Source organism: Mangrovicoccus ximenensis, from assembly GCF_003056725.1.
Classification (GTDB): Bacteria; Pseudomonadota; Alphaproteobacteria; order Rhodobacterales; family Rhodobacteraceae; genus Mangrovicoccus; species Mangrovicoccus ximenensis.
The window spans coordinates 248,810-270,654 of sequence record NZ_QBKZ01000025.1; the positions used below are offsets into that span (position 1 = coordinate 248,810).

12 protein-coding genes and 12 pseudogenes are annotated in these 21,845 nt (G+C 68.4%); 12 read left to right on the forward strand and 12 right to left on the reverse strand.

Annotation, left to right across the window (positions count from 1 at the left end; all coding sequences use genetic code 11):
* Positions 1 to 187 precede the first annotated feature (187 nt).
* A pseudogene (locus C7T91_RS40180) lies at positions 188 to 925 on the forward strand (2-C-methyl-D-erythritol 4-phosphate cytidylyltransferase); the annotation flags it as partial.
* Positions 921 to 1,580: pseudogene (locus C7T91_RS37410) on the forward strand (DUF6456 domain-containing protein); the annotation flags it as partial. The pseudogenes C7T91_RS40180 and C7T91_RS37410, both read left to right, overlap by 5 nt.
* Positions 1,581 to 1,665: 85 nt before the next feature.
* Here the strand turns inward: C7T91_RS37410 and C7T91_RS29060 are convergent.
* A pseudogene (locus tag C7T91_RS29060) lies at positions 1,666 to 2,212 on the reverse strand (redoxin family protein).
* A gap of 312 nt (positions 2,213 to 2,524) precedes the next feature.
* Here C7T91_RS29060 and lipA point away from each other — a divergent pair.
* Entirely contained in the window at positions 2,525 to 3,481 is a 957-nt protein-coding gene (gene lipA, locus C7T91_RS29065) for a lipoyl synthase (RefSeq protein WP_108263339.1), read from the forward strand.
* 57 nt (positions 3,482 to 3,538) lie between these two features.
* On the opposite strand, the gene C7T91_RS29070 is transcribed toward lipA, so the two are convergent.
* The 3 genes and pseudogenes from C7T91_RS29070 to hpt all read right to left on the reverse strand — a co-directional run bounded on the left by C7T91_RS29070 (position 3,539) and on the right by hpt (position 5,917).
* On the reverse strand, positions 3,539 to 3,736 hold the full coding sequence (locus tag C7T91_RS29070) for a hypothetical protein (protein WP_108263340.1): 198 nt from the start codon (positions 3,734 to 3,736) through the stop codon (positions 3,539 to 3,541).
* Positions 3,737 to 4,377: 641 nt separating this feature from the next.
* Positions 4,378 to 5,268: a cytochrome c gene (locus C7T91_RS29080; protein WP_108263342.1), complete on the reverse strand. Its 891-nt coding sequence runs from the start codon at positions 5,266 to 5,268 to the stop codon at positions 4,378 to 4,380.
* A gap of 108 nt (positions 5,269 to 5,376) precedes the next feature.
* Positions 5,377 to 5,917 (reverse strand): annotated as a pseudogene (gene hpt / locus C7T91_RS29085) (hypoxanthine phosphoribosyltransferase).
* 69 nt (positions 5,918 to 5,986) lie between these two features.
* On the opposite strand from hpt, the pseudogene C7T91_RS29090 reads away from it, so the two are divergent.
* Positions 5,987 to 6,443, forward strand: a pseudogene (locus C7T91_RS29090) (type II toxin-antitoxin system RatA family toxin).
* Here the strand turns inward: C7T91_RS29090 and C7T91_RS29095 are convergent.
* The 5 genes and pseudogenes from C7T91_RS29095 to C7T91_RS38805 all read right to left on the reverse strand — a co-directional run.
* Positions 6,425 to 6,965: pseudogene (locus tag C7T91_RS29095) on the reverse strand (CinA family protein). The pseudogenes C7T91_RS29090 and C7T91_RS29095 sit on opposite strands and share 19 nt — an antisense overlap.
* Positions 6,966 to 7,055: 90 nt before the next feature.
* A pseudogene (locus C7T91_RS38225) lies at positions 7,056 to 7,124 on the reverse strand (phosphatidylglycerophosphatase A); the annotation flags it as partial.
* Complete coding sequence (locus C7T91_RS29100; protein WP_269102721.1) at positions 7,124 to 7,468, reverse strand: phosphatidylglycerophosphatase A family protein; 345 nt, start codon at positions 7,466 to 7,468, stop codon at positions 7,124 to 7,126. The gene C7T91_RS29100 and the pseudogene C7T91_RS38225, both read right to left, overlap by 1 nt.
* Positions 7,465 to 7,845 (reverse strand): annotated as a pseudogene (ispF, locus tag C7T91_RS29105) (2-C-methyl-D-erythritol 2,4-cyclodiphosphate synthase); the annotation flags it as partial. The pseudogene ispF and the gene C7T91_RS29100, both read right to left, overlap by 4 nt.
* Before the next feature lie 58 nt (positions 7,846 to 7,903).
* Positions 7,904 to 8,305 (reverse strand): annotated as a pseudogene (locus C7T91_RS38805) (DMT family transporter); the annotation flags it as partial.
* A 380-nt stretch (positions 8,306 to 8,685) separates the two neighbouring features.
* Here C7T91_RS38805 and C7T91_RS33050 point away from each other — a divergent pair.
* Both C7T91_RS33050 and C7T91_RS29120 read left to right on the forward strand, forming a co-directional pair.
* Complete coding sequence (locus tag C7T91_RS33050) at positions 8,686 to 8,955, forward strand: hypothetical protein (protein WP_161556157.1); 270 nt, start codon at positions 8,686 to 8,688, stop codon at positions 8,953 to 8,955.
* Between the two features lie 141 nt (positions 8,956 to 9,096).
* Positions 9,097 to 9,837 carry a M48 family metallopeptidase gene (locus C7T91_RS29120; RefSeq protein ID WP_108263345.1) on the forward strand — a complete coding sequence of 247 codons (741 nt, stop codon included), beginning with the start codon at positions 9,097 to 9,099 and terminating at the stop codon, positions 9,835 to 9,837.
* Here the strand turns inward: C7T91_RS29120 and C7T91_RS29125 are convergent.
* Together C7T91_RS29125 and rimO are read right to left on the reverse strand one after the other, a co-directional pair.
* A complete protein-coding gene (locus C7T91_RS29125) occupies positions 9,791 to 10,102 on the reverse strand; it encodes a CBU_0592 family membrane protein (protein ID WP_108263346.1) in 312 nt (103 codons plus the stop codon). The two genes, C7T91_RS29120 and C7T91_RS29125, sit on opposite strands and share 47 nt — an antisense overlap.
* 144 nt (positions 10,103 to 10,246) lie before the next feature.
* Positions 10,247 to 11,620: a 30S ribosomal protein S12 methylthiotransferase RimO gene (gene rimO, locus C7T91_RS29130; protein WP_108263347.1), complete on the reverse strand. Its 1,374-nt coding sequence runs from the start codon at positions 11,618 to 11,620 to the stop codon at positions 10,247 to 10,249.
* A gap of 138 nt (positions 11,621 to 11,758) precedes the next feature.
* Here rimO and C7T91_RS29135 point away from each other — a divergent pair, with 138 nt between their 5' ends.
* Positions 11,759 to 12,352, forward strand: coding sequence for a hypothetical protein (locus tag C7T91_RS29135; protein ID WP_108263348.1), 594 nt, complete (start codon positions 11,759 to 11,761; stop codon positions 12,350 to 12,352).
* 108 nt (positions 12,353 to 12,460) lie between these two features.
* Positions 12,461 to 13,579, forward strand: coding sequence for an aromatic ring-hydroxylating oxygenase subunit alpha (locus C7T91_RS29140; RefSeq protein WP_108263349.1), 1,119 nt, complete (start codon positions 12,461 to 12,463; stop codon positions 13,577 to 13,579).
* 1,780 nt (positions 13,580 to 15,359) lie between these two features.
* On the opposite strand, the gene C7T91_RS29145 is transcribed toward C7T91_RS29140, so the two are convergent.
* Positions 15,360 to 15,890, reverse strand: coding sequence for an IspD/TarI family cytidylyltransferase (locus C7T91_RS29145; RefSeq protein WP_108263350.1), 531 nt, complete (start codon positions 15,888 to 15,890; stop codon positions 15,360 to 15,362).
* A 187-nt stretch (positions 15,891 to 16,077) separates the two neighbouring features.
* On the opposite strand from C7T91_RS29145, the gene dusB reads away from it, so the two are divergent.
* From dusB to C7T91_RS29165, 4 genes and pseudogenes are all read left to right on the forward strand, one after another.
* Positions 16,078 to 17,058: a tRNA dihydrouridine synthase DusB gene (gene dusB, locus C7T91_RS29150; protein ID WP_269102693.1), complete on the forward strand. Its 981-nt coding sequence runs from the start codon at positions 16,078 to 16,080 to the stop codon at positions 17,056 to 17,058.
* Positions 17,055 to 18,134, forward strand: a pseudogene (locus C7T91_RS29155) (two-component system sensor histidine kinase NtrB). The gene dusB and the pseudogene C7T91_RS29155 overlap by 4 nt, the downstream one beginning before the upstream one ends.
* 3 nt (positions 18,135 to 18,137) lie before the next feature.
* A pseudogene (locus tag C7T91_RS29160) lies at positions 18,138 to 19,503 on the forward strand (response regulator).
* 137 nt (positions 19,504 to 19,640) lie between these two features.
* Positions 19,641 to 21,834 (forward strand): annotated as a pseudogene (locus C7T91_RS29165) (ATP-binding protein).
* Positions 21,835 to 21,845 lie beyond the last annotated feature (11 nt).

Sequence of the window (21,845 nt, forward strand, 5' to 3'; positions counted from 1 at the left end):
AACCCGCCTGAGCCTTCGCGCAGTCACACAAACGCCATTTCGGAATGAACAATATCAATCACTTATCGGATTAACTGTCGAACTTGGGAGAGCCGGGTGATATCAACAGAGCCCAGTTCCCCCGGGCCTTGTTGCACAAAGATGCTCCAGGATTCACTTCGTGAATCCAATGTCGTAGCGGGCTCGCATGAGCAGACCGCCGAAGCCGACCTGTAAGACCACCAATTGGCCCGCGCAGCTCGCCGGTGCGCGCCACCGGTCCGGGCGCAGCGGCGAGCGAGGCGCTGAAGCAGCGTGGATCGCTGACCGTCTGGTTCGATCCTTCGATGCAGTGGGAGGCAGTGCCTTCCGGACGTCGCGGCCGCCAGCAAGCGTGCAGCGACGCGGCGATCCAGGCCTGCCTGACCCTCAAAGTCCTTCTCGGGCTGCCGCTTCGCCAGGGTGAGCCAGCGAGGCGCCATCGGTCCGGGCCCGCTGGCGACCGGTTTCGTGGCAAGCCTGCTGGACCTGTCCGGGCTGGGTTGGCCGGTGCCCTTCGTCGGGCGACCGCGGCTCCAAGGGGGCGCTGCACCTGCCCGTCCCCTCCCGGGCATTGCTGCGCAATGCGCAGACGCCGCAGGGCTTCCGGGCGGCGGCGATCCGGTCGGCCCATGCCGCCTGGACCGGCGCCCCCGCCGCCGACGACGTCGAGGTCGCCCGCGCCCATGGGCTTGACGTTGCCATCGTCGAAGGGGATGAAAACAATCTGAAAGTCACCCATCCGCAGGATTTCGCGCGCGCCGCGGCGATCCTGCAGAGGCAGGAACGGGAACCCCGGACCATGGATATCCGCACCGGCAACGGCTTCGACGTGCACGCTTTCGAGCCCGGCGACCATGTGATGCTCTGCGGCGTGAAGGTGCCGCACACGGCGGCGCTGAAGGGCGATGGCCCTGAAGGACTGGATCGCCTGCCGGACCACGGGGCGGATTTCGCGCTATGCACTGACCCAGGGCGGCCGCGCCGCNGCTGCGCAGGATGCTGGCCGGGGAAGAGCAGGAGGGCTTCGCCGAGGCCATGTCGCCCTTCGCCGCCCAGCATCGCGACATGGAAGAGCGCGAAATCGCGGAACCGGGCGGCCGCGGCCAGCGGGTGAAGTACAACCTGGCGGAGTCGCCNGCTTTCGGTGCTGGCGCGGCGCCGCGACAAGGACGGCCAGCCCTTCCTGTCGAACGCGCTGGTGGCGGCGGGCGAACGGCTGCGCGAGGATTTCGAGCTGGCGCAGATGGGGCCGCGCACCACGCAGAACTGGGAGGCCTTCCTGACCGCGGGCGACCGNGACGCAGCCGGGCTCCGGCGAAGGCACCGGATACGGCCCGCAGGCGGCGCGCGACCGGGTGCAGGCGGCGCTCCAGGATCTGGGGCCGGGGCTGGGCGACGTGGTGCTGCGCTGCTGCTGCTATCTCGAAGGCATGGAGAGCTGCGAGAAGCGGATGGGCTGGTCGGCGCGCTCGGGCAAGGTGGTGCTCAGGATCGCGCTGCAGCGGCTCAAGCGCCATTACGAGGAAACCCATGGCAAGTTCGGTCCGCTGATCGGCTGACCGGCCGGGGTCCGGACAGGCAAAAGGGGCCCGCCGGGCCCCTTTCCTTTTGCGGTTGCAGCATGCAACCGCGTACCGGCTGCGCTTACGCGGCTTCGGTCTTGGCCTTTTCCAGGTAGGCCATCAGGGTCTCGGGGGAGGACTCGCCATAGGGGTCTTCGCCGAAGTTGTCGCACAGGCCGGGCTCTTCGAACCAGGCTTCGATCACGCCGTCCTTGACGACGGCGGCATAGCGCCAGGAGCGCGCGCCGAAGCCCAGGTTGTCCTTCTGGACCAGCATGCCCATGCGGCGGGTGAACTCGCCCGAGCCGTCCGGGATGACCTTGACGTTGTCGATGCCCTGGGCCTCTTTCCACTTGTTCATGACGAAGCTGTCATTGACCGACATGCAGTAGATTTCGTCGATGCCCAGTTCCTTGAACTTCTCGAAGTTGCCCNTCGAAGCCCGGCAGCTGGTAGGTCGAGCAGGTCGGGGTGAAGGCGCCCGGCAGGGAGAACAGGATGACGCGCTTGCCGGCGAAGTAATCGTCGGTGGTCATGTCCTGCCAGCGGAACGGGTTCGGCCCGCCGACGGCCTCGTCGCGGACGCGGGTCTTGAAGGTGACTTTCGGCAGGGGAAGTCCGGCTTTCATCGGGGTATCCTCATCATCGGGAGCATGAATTCTCTGGCAACGGGCAGGTGCCGCGTCGCAGCACGGCCCTTTTAGAACCTTTCCAAACTTCGCCGCAAGGCAGCAAATGCGCCCCGCGACCGGATGTGCCAGGATTCCGCGGGTATCCGAGTGTTTTGCTCAATTTCCGTGCGCCGCCCGNGGCGCCCCCGGCGGAAGGGAGCCGCCGGCTGCCAAGGCGATTCGCACATGGCAGGGTTGCGGCCCGGGCCATGTCCCCTTTGCCGATCCCCGTATAAGGGTATATAGCGGCATGAAACTTGGAGGCCCCNCATGCGCGACCTGAAGATCCCCGGCGAACGCCATCCCGAGAAGGCGCACCGCAAGGACAATGCCCAGCCGAAGAAGCCGGACTGGATCCGCGTGAAGGCGCCGGGCTCGGAAGGCTACCGCAAGACCAAGGCGATCATGGACGAGCACAAGCTGGTCACGGTCTGCCAGGAAGCGGCCTGCCCGAATGCCGGGGAGTGCTGGTCGCAGGGCCATGCCACCATGATGATCATGGGCGACATCTGCACCCGCGGCTGCACCTTCTGCAACGTCGCCACCGGGCGTCCGGACACGCTCGACGTGTTCGAGCCGGGCCGCGTCGCCGATGCCGTGCAGAAGCTGGGGCTGAACCATGTCGTCGTAACCTCGGTCGACCGCGACGACCTGAAGGATGGCGGCGCCGAGCATTTCGCCCAGACCATCCGCGCGATCCGCCACCGCTCGCCCGAGACCACGATCGAGATCCTGACGCCCGACTTCCTCAAATGCGGCCCCGAGGCGCTGGAGGTCATCGTCGAGGCGCGCCCGGACGTGTTCAACCACAATCTCGAGACCGTGCCCGGCCTCTATCCGGAGGTCCGTCCCGGCGCGCGCTACTTCCATTCTCTGCGGCTGCTGCAGCGCGTGAAGGAAATGGACCCGACCATGTTCACCAAGTCCGGCATCATGGTCGGCCTCGGCGAGGACAAGCAGGCGGTGCACCAGATCATGGATGACATGCGCGCCGCCGATGTCGATTTCCTGACCATCGGCCAGTACCTGCAGCCGACGCCCAAGCACCATGCCGTCGACCGCTTCGTCACGCCCGAGGAGTTCAAGAGCTACGAGACCGTGGCCTATGGCAAGGGCTTCCTGATGGTCTCGGCCACGCCGCTGACCCGCTCGAGCTACCATGCGGGCGACGATTTCGCCCGGCTGCGCGACAACCGCCTGAAGAAGATGGGCAAGCTGCCGGCATAAATCCCGCCTGGATGGAGGGTTCCGTGCTACCCTCCGGGCATGGCTTNGCCCGGGGGATCAGATGCGGCTGAAAATCCTGTCCTGGAATGTCGAGCATTTCAGCGGCCGGGGACGCGGTGCGCGGGCAGGCCGGATCGAGCGGGTGGGCGCCGCGCTCGAGGCCGAGGCCCCCGACATCTTCGCCCTGATCGAGGTCGAGGGCAGCACGGTCTTCGGCGAGCTGACCCGGCGCTTCCCCGGATACGTTCTGAACATCACCGAAGGCCCGCAGAGCCAGGAAATCCTGATCGGCGTGCGTGGCGGAATTTCCGCCTTCTTCACCCAGCGCGACGNAGTTCCGCCGCAACAACCTGAGCTTGCGGCCCGGCGCGCTCCTGACGCTGACCAATCCGGATGGCCGGCCGCTGACCATCCTCTTCGCGCATCTCAAAAGCAGCCCGGCGCCCGAGGGATTCGGCCTGCGCGACGCGATGTTCGAGAAGGTCCGCGGCCTGAAGCGGGCGCTCGACCGGGCCAATGCCCCGGAGGAGGCGCGGATGCTGCTGGTCGGCGATCTCAACACGATGGGGCTGAACACGACCTATTCCGATGCCGATCTCGATTCGCGCCAGGAAATCGCCCGGCTCGACCGGGTGCTGGCCGTGGCCGGCCTGCACCGCCAACCGGCTTCGCACGACGCGAGCTACTGGGAAGGCTCGGCAGGCAGCTACGGTCCGGCGATGCTCGANCCATGTCTATGCGACGGCNGAATGTCGGGATCGCCGCGCTTCCGGGCGGGGCGAGGGTGCGCGTCGGCGGCTGGGCCGAAGCCGCGCCGGGTCCCGGCCGCGACGCCTGGATCGCGGCCTTCTCGGACCATGCGCCGCTGATCTTCACGGTCGAAGGTTTCTGACGCCTCAGTCGATCGTCGGCAGTGCCTTCAGATAGGCGGCGACGGCGGCGCGGTCCTCCGCGGGCAGCTTCGCGTAATTGTCGACGATGAAGGCCATGTGGCCGCCGACCGAATCGAAATCCGGGGTGAAGCCCGATTCGAGGTAATAGGCGATGTCCGCCTCCGACCAGTCGAGCCCGCCGGGCGAAATGTCCGGCACCGTGCCCTGGCCGTCGGGATTGGGCGCGCCGCCGAGCCAGGCGCTGCGGATGGTGGCGCCGAGCAGGTTGCGCGGCGTGTGGCATTCGCCGCAATGGCCGAGCGCCTCCACCAGGTAGCGGCCCTCCTCGGGCGCGTCTTCGATCACCCAGTCGTCGCCGAGGAACATCCATTTCCAGCCGCCCAGGGCGCGGCGGATGTTGAAGGGAAAGCCCACTTCATGCGGCTGGCTCGGGACGTCGGAGGCCGGGAGCGTGTCCATGTAGGCCTTGAGGTCGGCGATGTCGCCGGGGAGCATCCGGATATAGGCGGTGTAGGGGAAGGCGGGATAGTAATGCTGCCCCTCGGGCGAGACGCCGCGGGTCAGCGCCAGCGCCAGATCCTCGGTGCTCCAGCCGCCGATGCCTTCGGGCGCGGGCGAGATGTTCGGGGCGACGAAGGTGCCGAATTCCGACGGGAAGCGCATGCCGCCCGCCAGCACCAGCCGGTCCTCGCCCTCCGCGTCGGGGGCGGCATGGCAGGAGGCGCAGCCCGCGGCCAGGAAGATGCGCTCGCCGCGCCCGACATCTGCTTCGGCTGCCTGCAGGGCCTGCCGCGTGTCGCGGGCCAGCTTGCCCGGGGCGGTGAGCCACAGGAACATCCCGAAGCCGATCAGCGCGACGAGCGCCAGCGCCGCCAATCCCCTGAGAAATCCCATCATCCGTTCTCCAAATCGTGAAGCAATGCGAGCCATGGTGGGGCGGCTTGCCGCCCCGGGCCAATGACAAATCCGTGGCCGCGCCATTGCGGCGCAGCCGGAGCCGCCTCAGTCGAGGAAGCGGACCTTGCCGATATAGGGCAGGTTGCGGTTGCGCTGCGCGAAATCGATGCCGTAGCCGACGACGAATNTCGTCGGGGATCTCGAAGCCGATCCAGCGTGCCTTGAAATCGACCTCGCGGCGCGACGGCTTGTCGAGAAGCGCGATCGTCGCCAGCGACTTGGGATTGCGCGATTTCAGCATGTTGGTGACATGGTGCAGCGTGAAGCCGGTATCGACCACGTCCTCCACCACCAGCACGTCGCGCCCCTCGATGCCGCTGCGCAGGTCCTTCAGGATGCGGACCTCTCGGCTCGATTCGGTGGCGTCGCCATAGGAGGACGCTTCGATGAAATCGACCTCGATGCCCATGTCGAGCTCGCGCACCAGGTCGGAGATGAAGATGAAGCTGCCGCGCAGCAGACCGACCACGACCAGCTTGTCGACGCCCGCATAGGCGGTCTCGATTTCGCGGGCCAGCGCCTCGATCCGGGCCGCGATGGCCTTGGCCGAGATCATCTGGTCGATCACATAGGGTCTTTCAGGCATGACGCCCCCTTGAACTTTGCTCGTGATCGCTAGGATAACACCGCGACCGCAGGAAGTTCCACGAGACCGATGCCCAAGCACCAAGAGACCCGCCAGCTGCCCTATTCCGCCGACGACATGTATGCGCTTGTCGCGGATGTGGGATCCTATCCGAAATTCCTGCCCTGGTGCGCCGCGGCGCGGATCCGCTCGCGCAAGCAGGCCGGGGACCANCGAGGTCATGGAGGCCGACCTGGTCATCTCTTTCAAGGTCTTCCGCGAGAAATTCGGCTCGCGCGTGACGCTCTGGCCCGAGAAGCGGCGGATCGACACCGAATATATCGACGGCCCCTTCCGCTACATGCAGTCGACCTGGGAATTCGCCGACCGCCCCGAGGGCGGCTGCACGGTGGAGTTCTCGACCGATTTCGAATTCCGCAACCGCGTGCTGCAGGGCGTGATCGGGGTCGTGTTCAACGAGGCGATGCAGCGGATCGTGCGCGCCTTCGAGGAGCGCGCTGCGAAGATCTACGGTCCGCAGGGCTGATCGGCGGCAGTTGCAGTTTGCAACCGGGGCGGTTGCGGGCTGCAATCACCNCTTCGGAAAGCCGCGCCGCAAGCNAGCTCCAGCGCATGCGCGACGGTCGCGGCGCGGACCTCGGTGCGGCCGATCGCGCCGAAATCGACGGTCTCGGTGACGGTCTTGCGGCCGGTCTGGGCGAGGCCGAAACAGACCCGGCCTTCCGGCTTGTGCTCCGATCCGCCGGGGCCCGCGATGCCGGTCACCGCGACGGCCAGATCCGCGGCCGAGCGGTTCAGCGCCCCTTCGGCCATTTCCCGCGCGACGTCTTCGGAGACGGCACCGACCGCCTGGAGNCGTGCGCGGATGGACCGCCAGCATCTCGATCTTGGCCTGGTTGGTATAGGTGACGAAGCCGCGGTCGAAGATGGCGGAACTGCCCGCCACCTCGGTGATTGCGCCGGAAATCAGCCCGGCGGTGCAGCTTTCCGCGGTGGCGATCATCACGCCCCGGGCGCGGGCCAGCTCGAGAAGCCGCGCCGCACTCATGCCCCCAGCACTCCATGNGGCGATGAAGGCGGCGAAGGCGACGGTGACGGCGGCCATCAGGCCCGCGATCACGTCATCGACCATCACCCAGTGGGGCGCGTCCTTGCGGTCGGCCCAGCCCACCGGCCCCGGTTTCCAGATGTCGAAGAGGCGGAACATCACGAAGGCGCCGACCCANGCCCGGCCAGGGGAANCAGCCAGGGATCGACCCCGGCATGGCTCAGGCCCAGCGACAGCGGCCACATCGCGACCCATTGTCCGGCGACCTCGTCGATGACGATTTCCGACGCGTCCTTCTTGNCCGGTGGCGGCGCGTTCGGCGCGGCNAGGCCCAGATGCCTGCCGCAAAGACGGCGAGCGTGGCCAGCGACAGCAAGGCGAAACCGCCCAGCCCGTGCNAGGACATAGCCCAGCGGGATGGCGGCGGCGGAGCCCCAGGTGCCGGGGGCGGGACGCAGCAGGCCGACGCCGCCGAAAGTGCCGATCAGGCGCGACGGTCTCATTGTGCAACCACCGTGCAGGTGGCGATGGCGGCGATGCCTTCCTCGCGCCCGGTGAAGCCCAGCCGCTCGGAGGTGGTCGCCTTGACGCTGATCCGCCCCGCCTCGATGCCGGTGATTTCCGCCAGGGCGGTCATCATCGCCTCTGCGTGGGGCCCGACCTTGGGGCGCTCGCAGATCAGCGTGCAGTCGATATTGGTGACGGCGAAGCCGCGCGCGCGGGCCAGATCGACGGCGTGGCGCAGGAAGATCTCGCTCGCCGCGCCCTTCCATTGCGGGTCCGAGGGCGGAAAGTGGCGGCCGATATCGCCTTCGGCCAGCGCGCCGTAGATCGCGTCGGTGATGGCGTGCATGCCGACATCGGCGTCGGAATGGCCTCGCCTGCGCCAGCAGCGCGAAGCTCGCCGCCATGAAGACGACCGTGCCGAGGCTCGGCCAGAAACGGGTGAAGCCCGCGGATTGCTTCATCAGCAGCGCCCAGGCGATTTCGAGAAGACCGGCAATGACGAGATAGGTCCAGGCCACGGTGAGCTCCTTGCTTCGGACCGCCGGGCCGTCCCGGTCTTCTGCCCTCTTCAAGGGGGGGGGGGACGTGGCCCCGCCCACCATCTGGAGGTGCGGCAGCCCGGTTGCAAGGCATGGATTTCCCTTCGGCGGGCGATCGACCTGCACTTTGTGCCGGCGGAGCCATGTGCGGCGGGCTGCGCGGGCCGGGGGCATCGCCGGGACCGGCCCCGAGATCGCGGCAGTGGCAGGGGCCCCTGCCGCCGGGGTTCCCTGCGCTTGGCGCAATCCGGGGGGCATGAGCGCACGGGTCGGGACGCTGTCCCGCCCGGACATCTTTATGTCGCGACCGGTTTGGCGCCTGTCGCGATGGTCCGCCCCCGGAGCACCGGGGTGCCGTGCGCCGCTCCGTGAGCCTTGCACGCTGCCGGATTGCCCGTGCAGGGCGATCGCGGGATGCTGCTGCCGGTGTCTCCGGTTTCGGCGGGGCCATGGCCGCAGGCCGATGGAGTCATGCCGGGCTCGCAATGTCGCGGGCCAAGGGCGGTGACGCGGGCCGCTGCGGGATGCGGCCGATTTGCGCAGGCCCGGACGTCCCGGCCGTGCAACCGGGCAAACATGGCAGGCGATGTGCCGGACAGGCGGCCGCACGGACTGCAATTCAGGGTTGCGGGTGCTAGGCTGGCCATCGGGGCGAGGACGGAGGAGGCATGCAGATGGAACGGAAGCGGGGGCGTCTTGCCGCGCTGCTGGTGGCGGCGGCCACCCTGCCGGGGGCTGCCGCGGGCGGCGAGGGCGGCTTTGTCCCCTGTGCCGATCCGGCCTATCTGGCGGAAGACGGCGCGGCGCACGGAGCGGTCTGGAGCCCCGGCCGGGCCAGGTCGCAGGCATTGAGATCCTCGAAGCGGAGCGGCAGCGCGCGGGTCCGGGCGGCGCGGGCATGCAGGCCGATCCCGGCGGCGCAGGCCGGGCAGTCGCCGTTGTAGATCACCGTGACGGAGCGGCAGGCGCGGGACATGGCGCAAGGATAGACTCCTGCGCCGATGGATCAACCGTGAGCGGCACGCGTCTTGTCTGCACCGGAGGGCGCCGCTAGATACTTGTACTGGCTGGGTGAGGAGAGATGCATGCGCCTGGGAAGATCGGCTGTTCCGTCACTGCTGCTGGTTGCGGCGCTCGGGCTTCAGGCCTGTGCCGTTCCGGTGGCGCCGCAGGGCGGGCAGGGCAATGCGGGATCGGCTGCGGCGATCTCGGGGACGCCGACGCCGGCGCCCGCCACCAAGTCGTTTTCCGTGATCGTCGGCCGGGTCGAGCCGGTGGCCGAACAATTCTGCCGGTCGACGCCGGGCCAGAGGGACTGCAACTACCGCATCGTGCTGGACCGCGATCCCTCGAAGCCGGCGAATGCCTACCAGACCCGGACCGAAAGCGGCCAGCCGCTTCTGGTGGTGAACCAGACGCTGCTCGACGAACTCGACAATGCCGACGAGGTCGCCTTCGTGATCTCGCACGAGGCGGCGCATCATATCGGCGACCACATTCCGCGCCAGCAGAGCAGCACCGAGGCCGCGGCGATCGCGGCCGGGCTTGCCGCCGCGGCGCTCGGCGGGGATTCCTCGCTGATCGCCAATGCCCAGCAGATGGGCGCCTTTGCCGGGTCGCGCGCCTATTCCAAGAATTACGAGCTGGAGGCAGACAGCCTCGGCGCGCAGATCGCCTTTTACGCGGGCTATGACCCGGTGGTCGGCATCAACTACTTCGCCCGCGCCCGCGATCCGGGGGACCAGTTCCTCGGCACCCACCCGCCGAATGCCGACCGCATCAAGGTGGTGAAAGATACGATGGCGCGGGTGCGGCGCACGCAGTAGCGCCCGGCCGCCCGGCCCGCAGCCGGGACCAGAGCCCGGCCAGGCTGACGGCGAGATAGAAGACCTGGATCATCACCGAGCCGAGGTTGAAATCCATCGTCAGGCTGGCCAGCACCGCCAGCGCGGCGAGGCCGTTGAGCGCATAGAAGGACGGGCTGTCGCCGGTGATCCGTCCGATGCTGATCCCGGCATAGGCGACGGCATAGAGCGCGAATCCCGCGACCCCGAGGATTTCGGCCGCTCCGGCCCGTTCGAGCATGTCCATGCAATCCCCCCTCGGCTGGCATGGCGGACACGCCCGCACATGCGTTTCTGGAACGATCATGACCCTGGGGAAGGGTGCGGGTCCGTGAGGAATGGCACAGACGCCGGAATTCCCGGCCCGGGGCGGGCCGGGAGGCGGGGCGGCTCAGACGAGCCGGCCCCAGAGATCGTACTCGCCGGCCTCGTCGACCTCGACGGTGACGATGTCGCCGGGCTTGAGCGCGTCGAAGCCTTCGTCGATGAACAGGTTGCCGTCGATCTCGGGCGCGTCTGCCATGGTGCGGCAGGTCGCGGCCTCGCCGTCGACCTCGTCGACGATGACCTGGATCACCTTGCCGACCTTGGCTTCGAGCTTCGCCTCGGAGATCGCCTGCGCCTTCTCCATGAAGCGCTCCCAGCGCTCCTGCTTGACCTCGGCGGGCACATGGTCCGGCAGGTCATTGGCGCGGGCGCCCTTGACGTTCTCGTACTGGAAGCAGCCGACCCGGTCGAGCTGGGCCTCGTCCATCCAGTCGAGCAGATGCTGGAACTCGGCCTCGGTCTCGCCGGGATAGCCGACGATGAAGGTCGAGCGCAGCGTCAGGTCCGGCACCGCGGTGCGCCAGGCGGCGATTTCCTCCAGCGTCCGCGACGCGGCGGCCGGACGCGCCATGCGCTTCAGCGTGTCCGGATGGGCGTGCTGGAACGGGATGTCGAGATAGGGCAGCAGCCCCTGGCCGGTGGCGGCGGCCTCCATCATCGGCACCAGGTCGCGCACATGCGGATAGGGATAGACGTAGTGCATCCGCACCCAGGCGCCCAAAGAGCCCAGGTCGCGCGCCAGGTCGAGGATCGGCGCCTTCGACGGCCGGTCGGCCCAGTCGGTGCCATAGGCCGAGGTGTCCTGGCTGATCACCAGCAGTTCCCGCACGCCCGCTTCGACCAGCTTTTCGGCCTCGCGCATCACCGCCTTGTGCGGGCGCGACGCCAGCCGCCCGCGCATGTCGGGGATGATGCAGAACTTGCACTTGTGGTTGCAGCCCTCGGAAATCTTCAGATAGCTGTAATGCCGCGGAGTCAGGCTGACCCCGCTGGCGGGCAGCAGGTCGATGAACGGATCGGGCGCGGGCGGCACGGCGCCATGCACGGCATCCAGAACCTGCTCGTATTGATGCGGCCCGGTCACGGCCAGCACCTTGGGATGCACGCCGGTGATGTATTCGGGCTCCGCCCCGAGGCAGCCGGTGACGATCACCTTGCCGTTCTCGCGCAGCGCCTCGCCGATCGCCTCGAGGCTTTCGGCCTTGGCGCTGTCGAGGAAGCCGCAGGTATTGACGATCACCGCCTCCGCGCCCTGGTAGTCGGGCGAGATCGCATAGCCCTCGGCGCGCAGCCGGGTCAGGATGCGTTCGCTGTCGACCAGCGCCTTGGGACAGCCGAGGGAGACCATGCCGATGGTCGGCTGGCCGGGGCGGGCGGGCTCGTCGAAGCGGCCCTTCGGAGCGAGGTCCGGACGGAGGGACGGGGGATTCTGGGACATGCCGCCGCATCTAGCCTGTTTCCCGCGCCGTGGGAAGCGTCCGGCGCGGCACCGCCTGTGCGGAAAGTCACCGACCGCGGGCGCCGTTCTGGTATGCTTGGCCAAAGCAGGCCCGGGAGGCGGGCAGGGAGGCCGGAAATGAGCGACGTCCATGAATGGTGCAAGTCGAAATATCCCCGGATCAAGGCGATGGTCGACAGCTTCTACGAAAGCAAGCCGGACCGGGAGCTGCGGGCCCCGACCCAGGATGCCAGCAACCTGATCCGCATCGCCGGCGAGATCGAGTCGGTGGTCAGCACGCTGAAATACGTCCGGCGGCCGACCAGTCCGCTGGCCGACCTTGCCGGCATCGTCGGCAACGAGCGCACGCCCGACCATGCGTTCTTCGGCCCGGCGCCGAACCTGAATGTCGCCGATGCCGGGGGTTTTGCCAGTGCCGCAGGTCTGGCCGCCGATCTGGGCGGGGCGCTGCTGGCGGTCTTCAAGGGCGCGCGCGAAGAGGCGAAACTCTCCGCGAGCCTCGGAAAGGACGGCACCGCAAGGTCCGAGTACAAGATCGGCATGCTGCGCAACTACGAGACGCTGGTGCAGCTGCTGCTGCTTTTTGCCGAGATGGGCGCGGGCAGCGAGGACGCCGCGAAGAAGCTCAACAAGAACGGGCTGAACGTGCCGATCCTGAACAATGCCTGGCGGGTGATGAGCGGCAACCGCTGGCTGGTGCTGGCGGGCTGAACGGCGGCTTCGGCGCGGCCTATCCGCTGCTGAGGCAGAACCGGCTTGCCGCAGCGGAGGGCCGGGCGCAGGGTCTGGCCTGCCGACCTGTCCGCCGAGGAGCCCCGCATGACCAGCCCCGCCGCCGAGCTTGCCCGCACTGTCGCCCGGCCCTTCGGAGAGGCCGCGGCGATGCCGGTCTCCGTCTATGTCTCTCCCGAGTTCCTGGCGGCGGAACAATCCGAAATCTTTGCCAAAAGCTGGATCTGCGCGGGCCGCGCGGATGCGCTGGCGTCACCGGGAGACTACCTGGCGCTGGAGATCGCGGGCGAGCCGGTGATCGTGCTGCGCGACGGCGAGGGGCGGCTGCGCGCCCTGTCGAATGTCTGCCGCCACCGGATGTCGGTGCTGCTCGAGGGGCGCGGCCATGTGCGGGCAATCACCTGTCCCTACCATGCCTGGACCTACAATCTCGACGGCTCGCTGCGCGGCGCCCCCGCGATGGAACGCAACGGCAGCTTCTGCAGGGCGGAGACGCGCCTGCCGGAAATCCGCGCCGAAGACTGGAAGGGCTGGATCCTGCTGACGCTCGATCCGGAGCTGCCGCCGCCGGAGGAGGTCTTCGCCGGGATCGAGGGGCTGGTCGGCTATCTCGGCATGGAAAGCTACACCGAGACCTTCCGCGAGGAACACCGCTGGAACACCAACTGGAAGATCCTCGCCGAGAATTTCATGGAAAGCTACCATCTGCCGATGTGCCATGCCGGCACGATCGGCGGCGCCTCGAAGCTTTCCGAGATGGTCTGCCCCGAGGGCTTCCCGGGTTTCAACTACCACCACATCCTGAAGGACGAGCGGGTGCCGCTGGCGCTGGCGCATCCGTCGAATGCCGGGCTCAAGGGCGAAGACCGGCGGCGCACCTGGCTGCTGGCGCTCTACCCGTCGCTGCTTGTCACGCTGACGCCGGGCTATTTCTGGTATCTCTCGCTGACGCCTGACGGGCCGGACCATGTGAAGATCCTGTTCGGCGGCGGCCTGTCGCCCGATTTCATGGCCGATCCGGAGGCGGAGGCGCATTTCGCGGCGCTGAAAGGCTTGCTCGACGAGGTGAATGACGAGGATCGCGGCTGCACCGAGCGGGTCTGGAAGGGGATGCAGAGCCGCTTCGCCGCGCCCGGCCCGCTGTCGCATCTGGAACGGCCGAACTGGGAATTCGCCCGCTGGATTTCGGAGCGCATCCCGGGCTAGGCGCAGCGGCGGCGCGCGGCGCAGAGGCCGGGCAGGGCCTTGTCCACCCGATACGGGACGGTGCCGCTGTGGCCGCAGATGGTCCGGGAGCCGGACGCCCCTGCCGCGCGGTGCGGTCCTGTCGCCGGTGATCCCGCAGCGCTTCTTCCCGCCGCAGGCGGACCTGGGCCGCCCCCGTGGCGGCGGAAAAATTTCCGGGCCGTGTTCCGCCATCCGGGCCGGTTCGCCAGGCAATCTTCCGGTCTTTTCGGACGCCCCGCCGGGGTGCTGCCCTGCAGCGGACATGCGCAGCTTTGCGGCTTCGGCTGGCCGCCTTCGCCGAGGAGGACAGAGCGCGCCGCGGGGCCTCCAGCCGACCTCGCCTGCAGGCGTTTCCGGCTCCGCGTGGCAGAGCGGCCAGCTCGGAGGGCCGCTGGCCTGCGCTTCGGGCGGGTCCGGTCCGTCATGGGGGCGCTCCTGCCTTGGACACCCCGGCCCGTCTCGTCGGCCCGGAACGGCGGGCGCCGCATCCATGTCTTGCAGCCTTCCGGCGATATCCTTTGCCATGCCCCGCAGGACCCGGCCAGGCTCATGCCGAAATCCCGCGATTTCAGGCCGCGGATGAAACATCGGCGGCCGGAAGACGCTAGGGGACCGTCGAGGCAGCGGCAGGGCACGAGCCCGCAGAATGATTTGCTTCACCGGCGCCTCACCGACAGGATCGATCTGCGCCACGCGCCGATGCAGATCACCGGGCTGAACGGCTTGGAGAGCTTCGGGTGCCAATGGCCCGGGCCTGCCGGCTCGCGACCGGCCGTCCGGCAATGCAGCTGCGGCTGGGCGCCGGGCGGTTTTTCCTGCAGAACGCCCGTTGGTTTTCCGACAAATCCGTCGCGTACCGGGGCGAAAATCCTTGCCGCGGGCCTGTCTCCGGCGAGGCAGACTTCCGGCGCCGTCCGCCGGTTGCGCCCTCGTTTCCGAAGGGAGGACGCAACCGGATCGGCGCGTGGCGCAGCCTGTGGCATTGGTCCGGGCAAGCCCGGGACGGCGCGGAAACCATGCTGTCCCGGATGATCTCGGCCGGAAAAGGCAGCCGGGGCCCCGGCGGAGCTGCCCCCCTGCGGGCGCGGGCGCGGCAAGCCGTTTGCCTTGGGGCAGGAAGGGGGGGTGAACCTGCGGCAGCCCTGTGTCCGGCTCGCCCGCCGTCTGGCCCGGTTGGCGGGACGAACCCGGTGCATGGCAGGTTCAGCACGCGCAAGGTCCAGCAAAAGCGCAGGCGATATGCCGGACGGGTCATGCGGGAGCTGCAGCACCACTTCGGCAACATGCCCGAGGGCAGGCTGCGCGACCGGAAGATGAGATCGCGGCGGCTGCGCCGGGCGCCGAAAGTCCATGCGAGGCGCGGGACGACCGGAGACTGCCGCTCGACAGACAAGGCACCGCTGCGCTGCGGGGCCGCCAGCGCAGCCGCCCGGCGGCCATCATCGGCGGCATTTTCATGGTCGGCGGGCGGAGCTTTCCGTGCTTCGCCCTTGGAGGCCGCTCGCTCGTTCCCGCGCCGGAGCAGGTGGACGGCACAAGGCGGCGGCCTGCTCCGGCGCGGGAGCTCGATCGGGCCCGGGATCGGCTGCATGAAAATGGATGGCGGCCTGGCGCGATCTGCACCGTGCCCTGCGGCCACGGCAACGGCATCCGAAAGAATCGCGCCCGCCGCACATCGCTTCGGGCTGCGGTCATCGCCGTGATCCTTGCATTGGGGAGGCGCCCAGCCCTGCGGGGCTGGGCTGTGGCCACCGCTTGGTCAGGTTGCAGGCGTCCGCCCGGCAGGGGGGAGCGGCGATGCCGCCGGCTCCGCAGCCGGGCACGCGCCGGAGTTGGGCGCAGCCCGGAGGCGGAGTATCTTTGCCTGGAATGATCCGCGCCAGAGTGCATCGGTCACAGGAAGGGCCGGGGCGGCGCCGGGGTGGTTGCAAAGTGCAACCAGCACGCGCTCGATCACGTCATGGGCCAAGAGCGGCCGCGCCGCGTCATGGATCAGCACCTCCGCGGTGCCGTCCGGCAGGGCGGCCAGCCCCGCGCGCACCGAGGCATCCCGGGTTGCCCCGCCATCGACCAGGATCGTGCCCTGCGGCAGCGTGACCTTGGCCAGGTGCCCCGCGCGGTCATCGGGGTGGACGACCAGCACGGTTGCGGACACCCGGGGATGCGAGGCCAGTGCCCGGAGCGTGTGAGATAGGATTGGCATCCCGGCAAGAGACTGATATTGTTTGGGAATGTCTCCGCCTGCGCGGGTGCCGCGGCCGGCGGCGACAATCAGGGCTGTGACGGACATGCGGAGGCCTCCTTCGTTCGGGCTGCATAGACCGGGCGCGTGTTGCTGACAATCCATGCAGCCGCGAGGAGATTTCAGCCTATAATTTGTGCAGGAGATGTTTTATGCGGAGTTCGACGCGGCGAGCGATTGCACAGGATTTGCCGCCCGTTTAGTTCCGAAGCAGAGCTGCGCAAGGATTGGGCACTTGACTAAACAGCTGGCGGCACCGGGTGCGCCAACAATATCGCTGGCCCCGATGGCGGGGATCACCGACCTTCCGTTCCGGCAGCTTGTCGCGGGGTTCGGTGCCGATCTCGTGACCAGCGAGATGGTGGCCAGCCAGGAAGTTGTCCAGGCGAAGCCGGGGGTGCGCGAGCGCGCCGAGCTGGGTCTGGACCAGGCCCGCACTGCGGTGCAGCTGGCCGGGCGCGATCCGCACTGGATGGCCGAGGCCGCGCGCTTCGTCGCCGGGCAGGGCGCGCAGATCATCGACATCAACATGGGCTGCCCCGCCAAGAAGGTGGTGGGCGGCCTGTCGGGCTCGGCGCTGATGCGCGATCTCGACCTGGCGCTGCGGCTGATCGAGGCGGTGGCCGAAGCCGTCGAGGTGCCGGTGACGCTGAAGACCCGGCTGGGCTGGGATGACGGCACGCTGAATGCCGCGGAACTGGCGCGCCGTGCCGAAGGCGCGGGCGTGCAGCGCATCGTGATCCATGGCCGGACCCGCTGCCAGTTCTACAAGGGGCAGGCCGATTGGGCGGCGATCCGCGAGGTGGTCGAGGCCGTCTCCGTTCCGGTCATTGCCAATGGCGACATCATCGACGGCGGGACCGCGCGCGAGGCGCTGCGGCTCTCCGGCGCGGCCGGGATCATGGTGGGGCGCGGCGCCTATGGCCGCCCGTGGTTGCTGTCTGCAATCGCCCATGAGCTGACCGGCACGCCCGCTCCGGACATTCCGGAAAACCAGGCGCTTGTGGAGATGGTTGCAGATCACCACCGCGCCATGCTCGACTTCTACGGCCCCGAACTGGGCATCCGCGTCGCGCGGAAGCACCTGGGCTGGTACATGGACGCGGCCGGGACCGATCCCGAGACCCGCCGCGCCGTGCTGACTTCCCGCGAGGCCGCCGAGGTTCACCGCCTCCTGCCGCGCGCCCTACTGCCAACGGAGGCTCTTGCGGCATGACCGCGGACTGGACCGAACAACTCTGGGCCTCGCTGCCCATTCCCGCCTTCCTCCTCAATGCCGACGACACGATCGCCGACATCACGCCGACGGCCGAGGCCTTCCTCAACATGTCCGACAAGGCGCTGATCGGCTATCCGATCTGGGACAAGCTGATGATCGACGCGCCGCTGGAGGANATCCTTCGNCCCGCGTCCGCCGCGACCAGTCGGGGCTGNTTCATCAACAATGTCGATGTCGGCGGCGGCAACCGCCCCCCCGTCCAGTGCAACATCCAGATCGGCCCGCTGATCGACACGCCCGANCATGGTGCTGGTGCTCTTGGAGCCGCGCCAGATTGCCGACCGGATGGAAAGCGCCCACGCGGTGAAATCCGCGGCGAAATCGGCGATCGGCATGGCCGAGATGCTGGCCCACGAGATCAAGAACCCGCTGGCGGGCATCACCGGCGCGGCGCAGCTGCTGAGCATGAACCTCTCGGGCGAAGACCAGGAGATGACCGACCTGATCGTCGCCGAGACCCGGCGGATCACCAAGCTGCTGGAGCAGGTCGAGCAGTTCGGCAACCTGCGTCCGCCGGAGCTGAAGGCGATCAACGTCCATGACCTCCTCGACCGGGCGCGGCGCTCGGCCGTGGTGGGCTTTGCCGCCCATATGCGGATCATCGAGGAATACGATCCCTCGCTGCCCTCGACCTATGTCGACGGCGACCAAATGCTGCAGGTCTTCCTGAACCTGCTGAAGAACGCGGCCGAGGCCTCGGANCGGGGCCGGGACGATCCGGATCCGCACGTTCTACGAACTCAGCCTGCGGCTGCGGCGCACCGATGGATCCGGTGCCGCATTGCCGCTGCAGGTGGAAATCATCGATGACGGTCCCGGGCTGAAGCCCGAGATCNGCGGATTCGATCTTCGATCCCTTCGTGTCCGGACGGGAGAACGGAACGGGGCTGGGGCTTGCGCTGGTGTCGAAGATCGTGTCGGAACATGGCGGCTGGATCGGGGTGGAGAGCGTGCCGGGGCGCACCGTGTTCCGCATCTCCCTCCCGGTTGCACCGNAAGAATACGGAGAATGACTGATGGACGGGACCGTTCTTGTTGCAGATGACGACCGGACGATCCGGACGGTGCTGACCCAGGCGCTGACCCGCGCCGGCTGCAAGGTCCATGCGACTTCCTCGCTGATGACGCTGCTGCGCTGGGTCGAGGAAGGGAAGGGCGATCTGGTCATTTCCGACGTGATGATGCCCGACGGCAACGGGCTCGACGCCCTGCCGAAGATCGCCGAGTACCGGCCCGGCCTGCCGGTGATCGTGATCTCGGCGCAGAACACGATCATGACCGCGATCCAGGCGGCGGAGGCGGACGCCTTCGACTACCTGCCGAAGCCCTTCGACCTGCCCGACCTGATGAAGCGCGCGGGCAAGGCGCTGGAGGTCAAGCGCCGCGCGCCGCAGCCGCGCAAGGAGACCGAGCAGGCGNACCGGCGACCTGCCGCTGGTGGGGCGCACCCCGGGCATGCAGGCGCTCTACCGCCTGGTGGCGCGGGTGATGAATTCCGAGCTGCCGGTTCTGATCACCGGCGAATCCGGCACCGGCAAATCGCTGATCGCCCGCGCGATCCATGACTTCTCGGACCGCCGCACCATGCCCTTCGTGGTGGTCTCGGCCTCGGACCTGGCCTCGATGGACGGCCCGGCGCAGATCATCGCGCGCGCCCGCGGCGGCTCGATCCTGTTCGACGAGGTCGGCGATTTCGACGACGAGGCGCAGGCCCGCATCGTGCGGATGCTCGACGGCTTCGGCGATCCGGCGCCGCGCGTTCTGGCCTCGTCGCAGGGCGACCTGGCCTCGCGGATGGACGAGGGGCGGTTCCGCCAGGACCTGTTCTACCGGCTCGGCGGCGTGACCATCGCGGTGCCGAGCCTGCGCGAGCGGGTCGACGACATCCCGCTGCTGGCCGAGCATTTCCTGACCCGTTCCGAGCGCGACGGCGGCCCGGTGCGCCGCTTCACGCCCGACGCGATGGAGATGATCCGCGCCTATAGCTGGCCCGGCAACGTCCGCCAGCTGGAGAACACGATCCGCCGCCTGGTGATCACCGCCGGCGAAGAGGACATCACCCGCGCCGAGGTCGACCAGATCCTCGGCAACCAGCCGGCCATGGAGCCGCTGTCGGGGCGCGGCGACGGCGAGAAGCTGAGCGCTTCGGTCGCCAAGCATCTGCGGCGCTATTTCGACCTGCATGGCGGCGTGCTGCCGCCGCCGGGGCTTTACCAGCGCATCCTGCGCGAGGTGGAGCTGCCGCTGATCGAGATCGCTCTGGATGCCACCGGCGGCAACCAGGCCAAATGTGCCGACCTCCTGGGGATCAACCGCAATACCTTGCGGAAAAAGATCACCGATCTCGATATTCGGGTGACACGCCGGCGCAAGTTGATGTAAACCTGCCACNAGCGTGGCGCGAAAGCCNGCAACAGACGGTTTTGCGCCCGAGGTGGGTNTCGGGTGACTTGAATGCGAGCGAATGCGGGCCAGCGTGCCTGGCNGTGATCTGATNCCTCCGCCTGGAGCGGGGGCGCATGTCCAATGCCGCGACCCTGGGGCTGGTGCTCCTGGGTCCGGTGATGACGGTGGCGACCTATCTGGTCCTCGGCCCGCTCGACAAGGGCGGCAGCGGCANTGTCGCTGCGGCTGATCCTGCTGGCCGATCTCGTCTATGTCCTTTTCATCGCCACGCTGGTGCTGCGCCGGATCGCCAAGNATGGTGGCGGCGCGGCGGGCGAAATCGGCGGGCTCGCGGCTGCACCTGCGGCTCACCGGGGTCTTCGCGCTGGTGGCGCTGGGGCCGACCGTGCTGGTTGCGGTGTTTGCCGGGCTGACGCTGAATGTCGGGCTCGAGGGCTGGTTCTCGGACCGGGTGCGCCAGGTGGTCGGCACCTCGCTGGCCGCGGCGCAGGCCTATGAGCGCGAGCACCGCGAAGGGCTGGCCACCGATGCCCGCGCCGTTGCCGATTTCCTCGACCGCCAGCGCCAGCAGACCGTCCTGATGTCCGACGGCGACGTGCGCCAGGTTCTGGGCCAGGCCCAGGGCGCCATCCAGCGCGGCCTGAAGGAAGCCTATGTGATCGACGGCGGCCGCGAGATCCGCGCCCGCGGCGACCGCTCCTACCTGTTCAACTACGATCCGCCCGCCGAGGACGAGATGGCCCGTGCCCGCGACGGCGAGACGGTGATCATAGAGGACTGGGAGCATAACGAATACCGCGCGCTGATCCGGCTCGACGCCTTCGTCGACCGCTATCTCTATGTGTCGCGCACCGTCGACGGCGGGATCCTGACGCTGCTCGACGACACCNCAGGCGACCGTGCGGCTCTACAACCAGCTCGAGACCGAGCGGGGGCGGCTGCTCCTCGAATTCGGCCTGATCTATCTCGGCTTCGCGCTGATCCTGATCCTGGCGTCGATCTGGCTCGGCCTGTGGTTCGCCGAACGGCTGTCGAAGCCGGTCGGGCGGCTGGCCTCGGCGGCGCAGCGCGTCGGCCAGGGCCATCTGAACGTCAAGGTGCGCGAGGAAGAGGGCGATGACGAGATCGCGCTGCTCGGGCGGATGTTCAACCAGATGACCCGCGAGCTCAGCCAGCAGCGCGAGAGCCTGATTCACAGCGCCTCCGAGACCGAGGCCCAGCGGCGGCTGTTCGATTCGGTGCTGGGTTCGGTCAGCGCGGGCGTCATCGGCCTCGATGCCGAGGGCCGCGTCGAATTCGTCAACCGCTCGGNGGCGGGGGATGCTCNGATCTCGAGGGGTTCGAGCCCGCCGGCCAGCAGCTCGCCGAGATCGTGCCGGAATTCGCCGAGCTGCTCGACACGCTGCGCAACGGACGGCGCGAACAGGTGCAGCAGGAGTTGAAGCTGCGCCGCCACGGCGCGCTGGAAAGCNGTGCTGGTGCGGATGGGCGAGCGGCGCGCCGATGACGGCACTCCCGAGGGCTTCGTGGTCGCTTTCGACGACGTGACCGAGCTGGTCTCGGCGCAGCGCACGGCGGCCTGGGGCGACGTGGCGCGGCGGATCGCGCATGAGATCAAGAACCCGCTCACCCCGATCCAGCTGTCGGCGGAGCGGGTGAAGCGGAAATTCTCCCGCGAGGTTGCCGAGCCGCAGAAGCTGGGCGAGCTGACCGACGTGATCGTGCGCCAGACCGAAGACCTGCGCCGGATCGTCGACGAATTCTCGAAATTCGCGCGGATGCCCGAGCCGAACGCGACGCGCNCAGGATCTGTCGGCGCTGCTGCGCGAGGCGGTGACCCTGCAGAAGGCCGGCAATCCGCAGGTGCGGCTCAAGGCCGACCTGCCCGGCGACGCGGTCTGGGGCGATGTCGACAAGACGCTGGTGGCGCAAGGTCTGACCAACCTGATCAAGAACGCCATCGAGGCGACCGAGACCCGTGCCGAAAAGGGCGCGGAGTTCGATCCCGAGGTGCGGGTCTCGCTGGTGCCGGGGGCGCCGGGGGGCATGGCGGAGATCGCCGTCGAGGATAACGGTCCGGGCTTTCCCGAGGACCGCTCGCGGCTGTTCGAGCCTTACGTGACGACGCGCGAGAAGGGGACCGGACTCGGCCTCGCCATCGTGAAGAAGATCGTCGAGGAACATGACGGCGAATTGCGGCTGGAAGATGCCGGAGCCTTCGGCACGGACGGGCACCGGGGGGCGCGCGTCGTGATGCGCCTGCCGATGTGGGCCGAGAAGTCCGTGCCGGACGCGGCGGCCGAATAAGACAAAAAGGG

Excerpts from the sequence above, each read along its gene's own strand:
- lipA (WP_108263339.1), top strand. The coding sequence starts at position 2,525 with ATGCGCGACCTGAAGATCCCCGGCGAACGCCATCCCGAGAAGGCGCAC.
- C7T91_RS29070 (WP_108263340.1), bottom strand. The coding sequence starts at position 3,736 with ATGTTCAGAACGTATCCGGGGAAGCGCCGGGTCAGCTCGCCGAAGACC.
- C7T91_RS29080 (WP_108263342.1), bottom strand. The coding sequence starts at position 5,268 with ATGGGATTTCTCAGGGGATTGGCGGCGCTGGCGCTCGTCGCGCTGATC.
- C7T91_RS33050 (WP_161556157.1), top strand. The coding sequence starts at position 8,686 with ATGGAACGGAAGCGGGGGCGTCTTGCCGCGCTGCTGGTGGCGGCGGCC.
- C7T91_RS29120 (WP_108263345.1), top strand. The coding sequence starts at position 9,097 with ATGCGCCTGGGAAGATCGGCTGTTCCGTCACTGCTGCTGGTTGCGGCG.
- C7T91_RS29125 (WP_108263346.1), bottom strand. The coding sequence starts at position 10,102 with ATGGACATGCTCGAACGGGCCGGAGCGGCCGAAATCCTCGGGGTCGCG.
- rimO (WP_108263347.1), bottom strand. The coding sequence starts at position 11,620 with ATGTCCCAGAATCCCCCGTCCCTCCGTCCGGACCTCGCTCCGAAGGGC.
- C7T91_RS29135 (WP_108263348.1), top strand. The coding sequence starts at position 11,759 with ATGAGCGACGTCCATGAATGGTGCAAGTCGAAATATCCCCGGATCAAG.
- C7T91_RS29140 (WP_108263349.1), top strand. The coding sequence starts at position 12,461 with ATGACCAGCCCCGCCGCCGAGCTTGCCCGCACTGTCGCCCGGCCCTTC.
- C7T91_RS29145 (WP_108263350.1), bottom strand. The coding sequence starts at position 15,890 with ATGTCCGTCACAGCCCTGATTGTCGCCGCCGGCCGCGGCACCCGCGCA.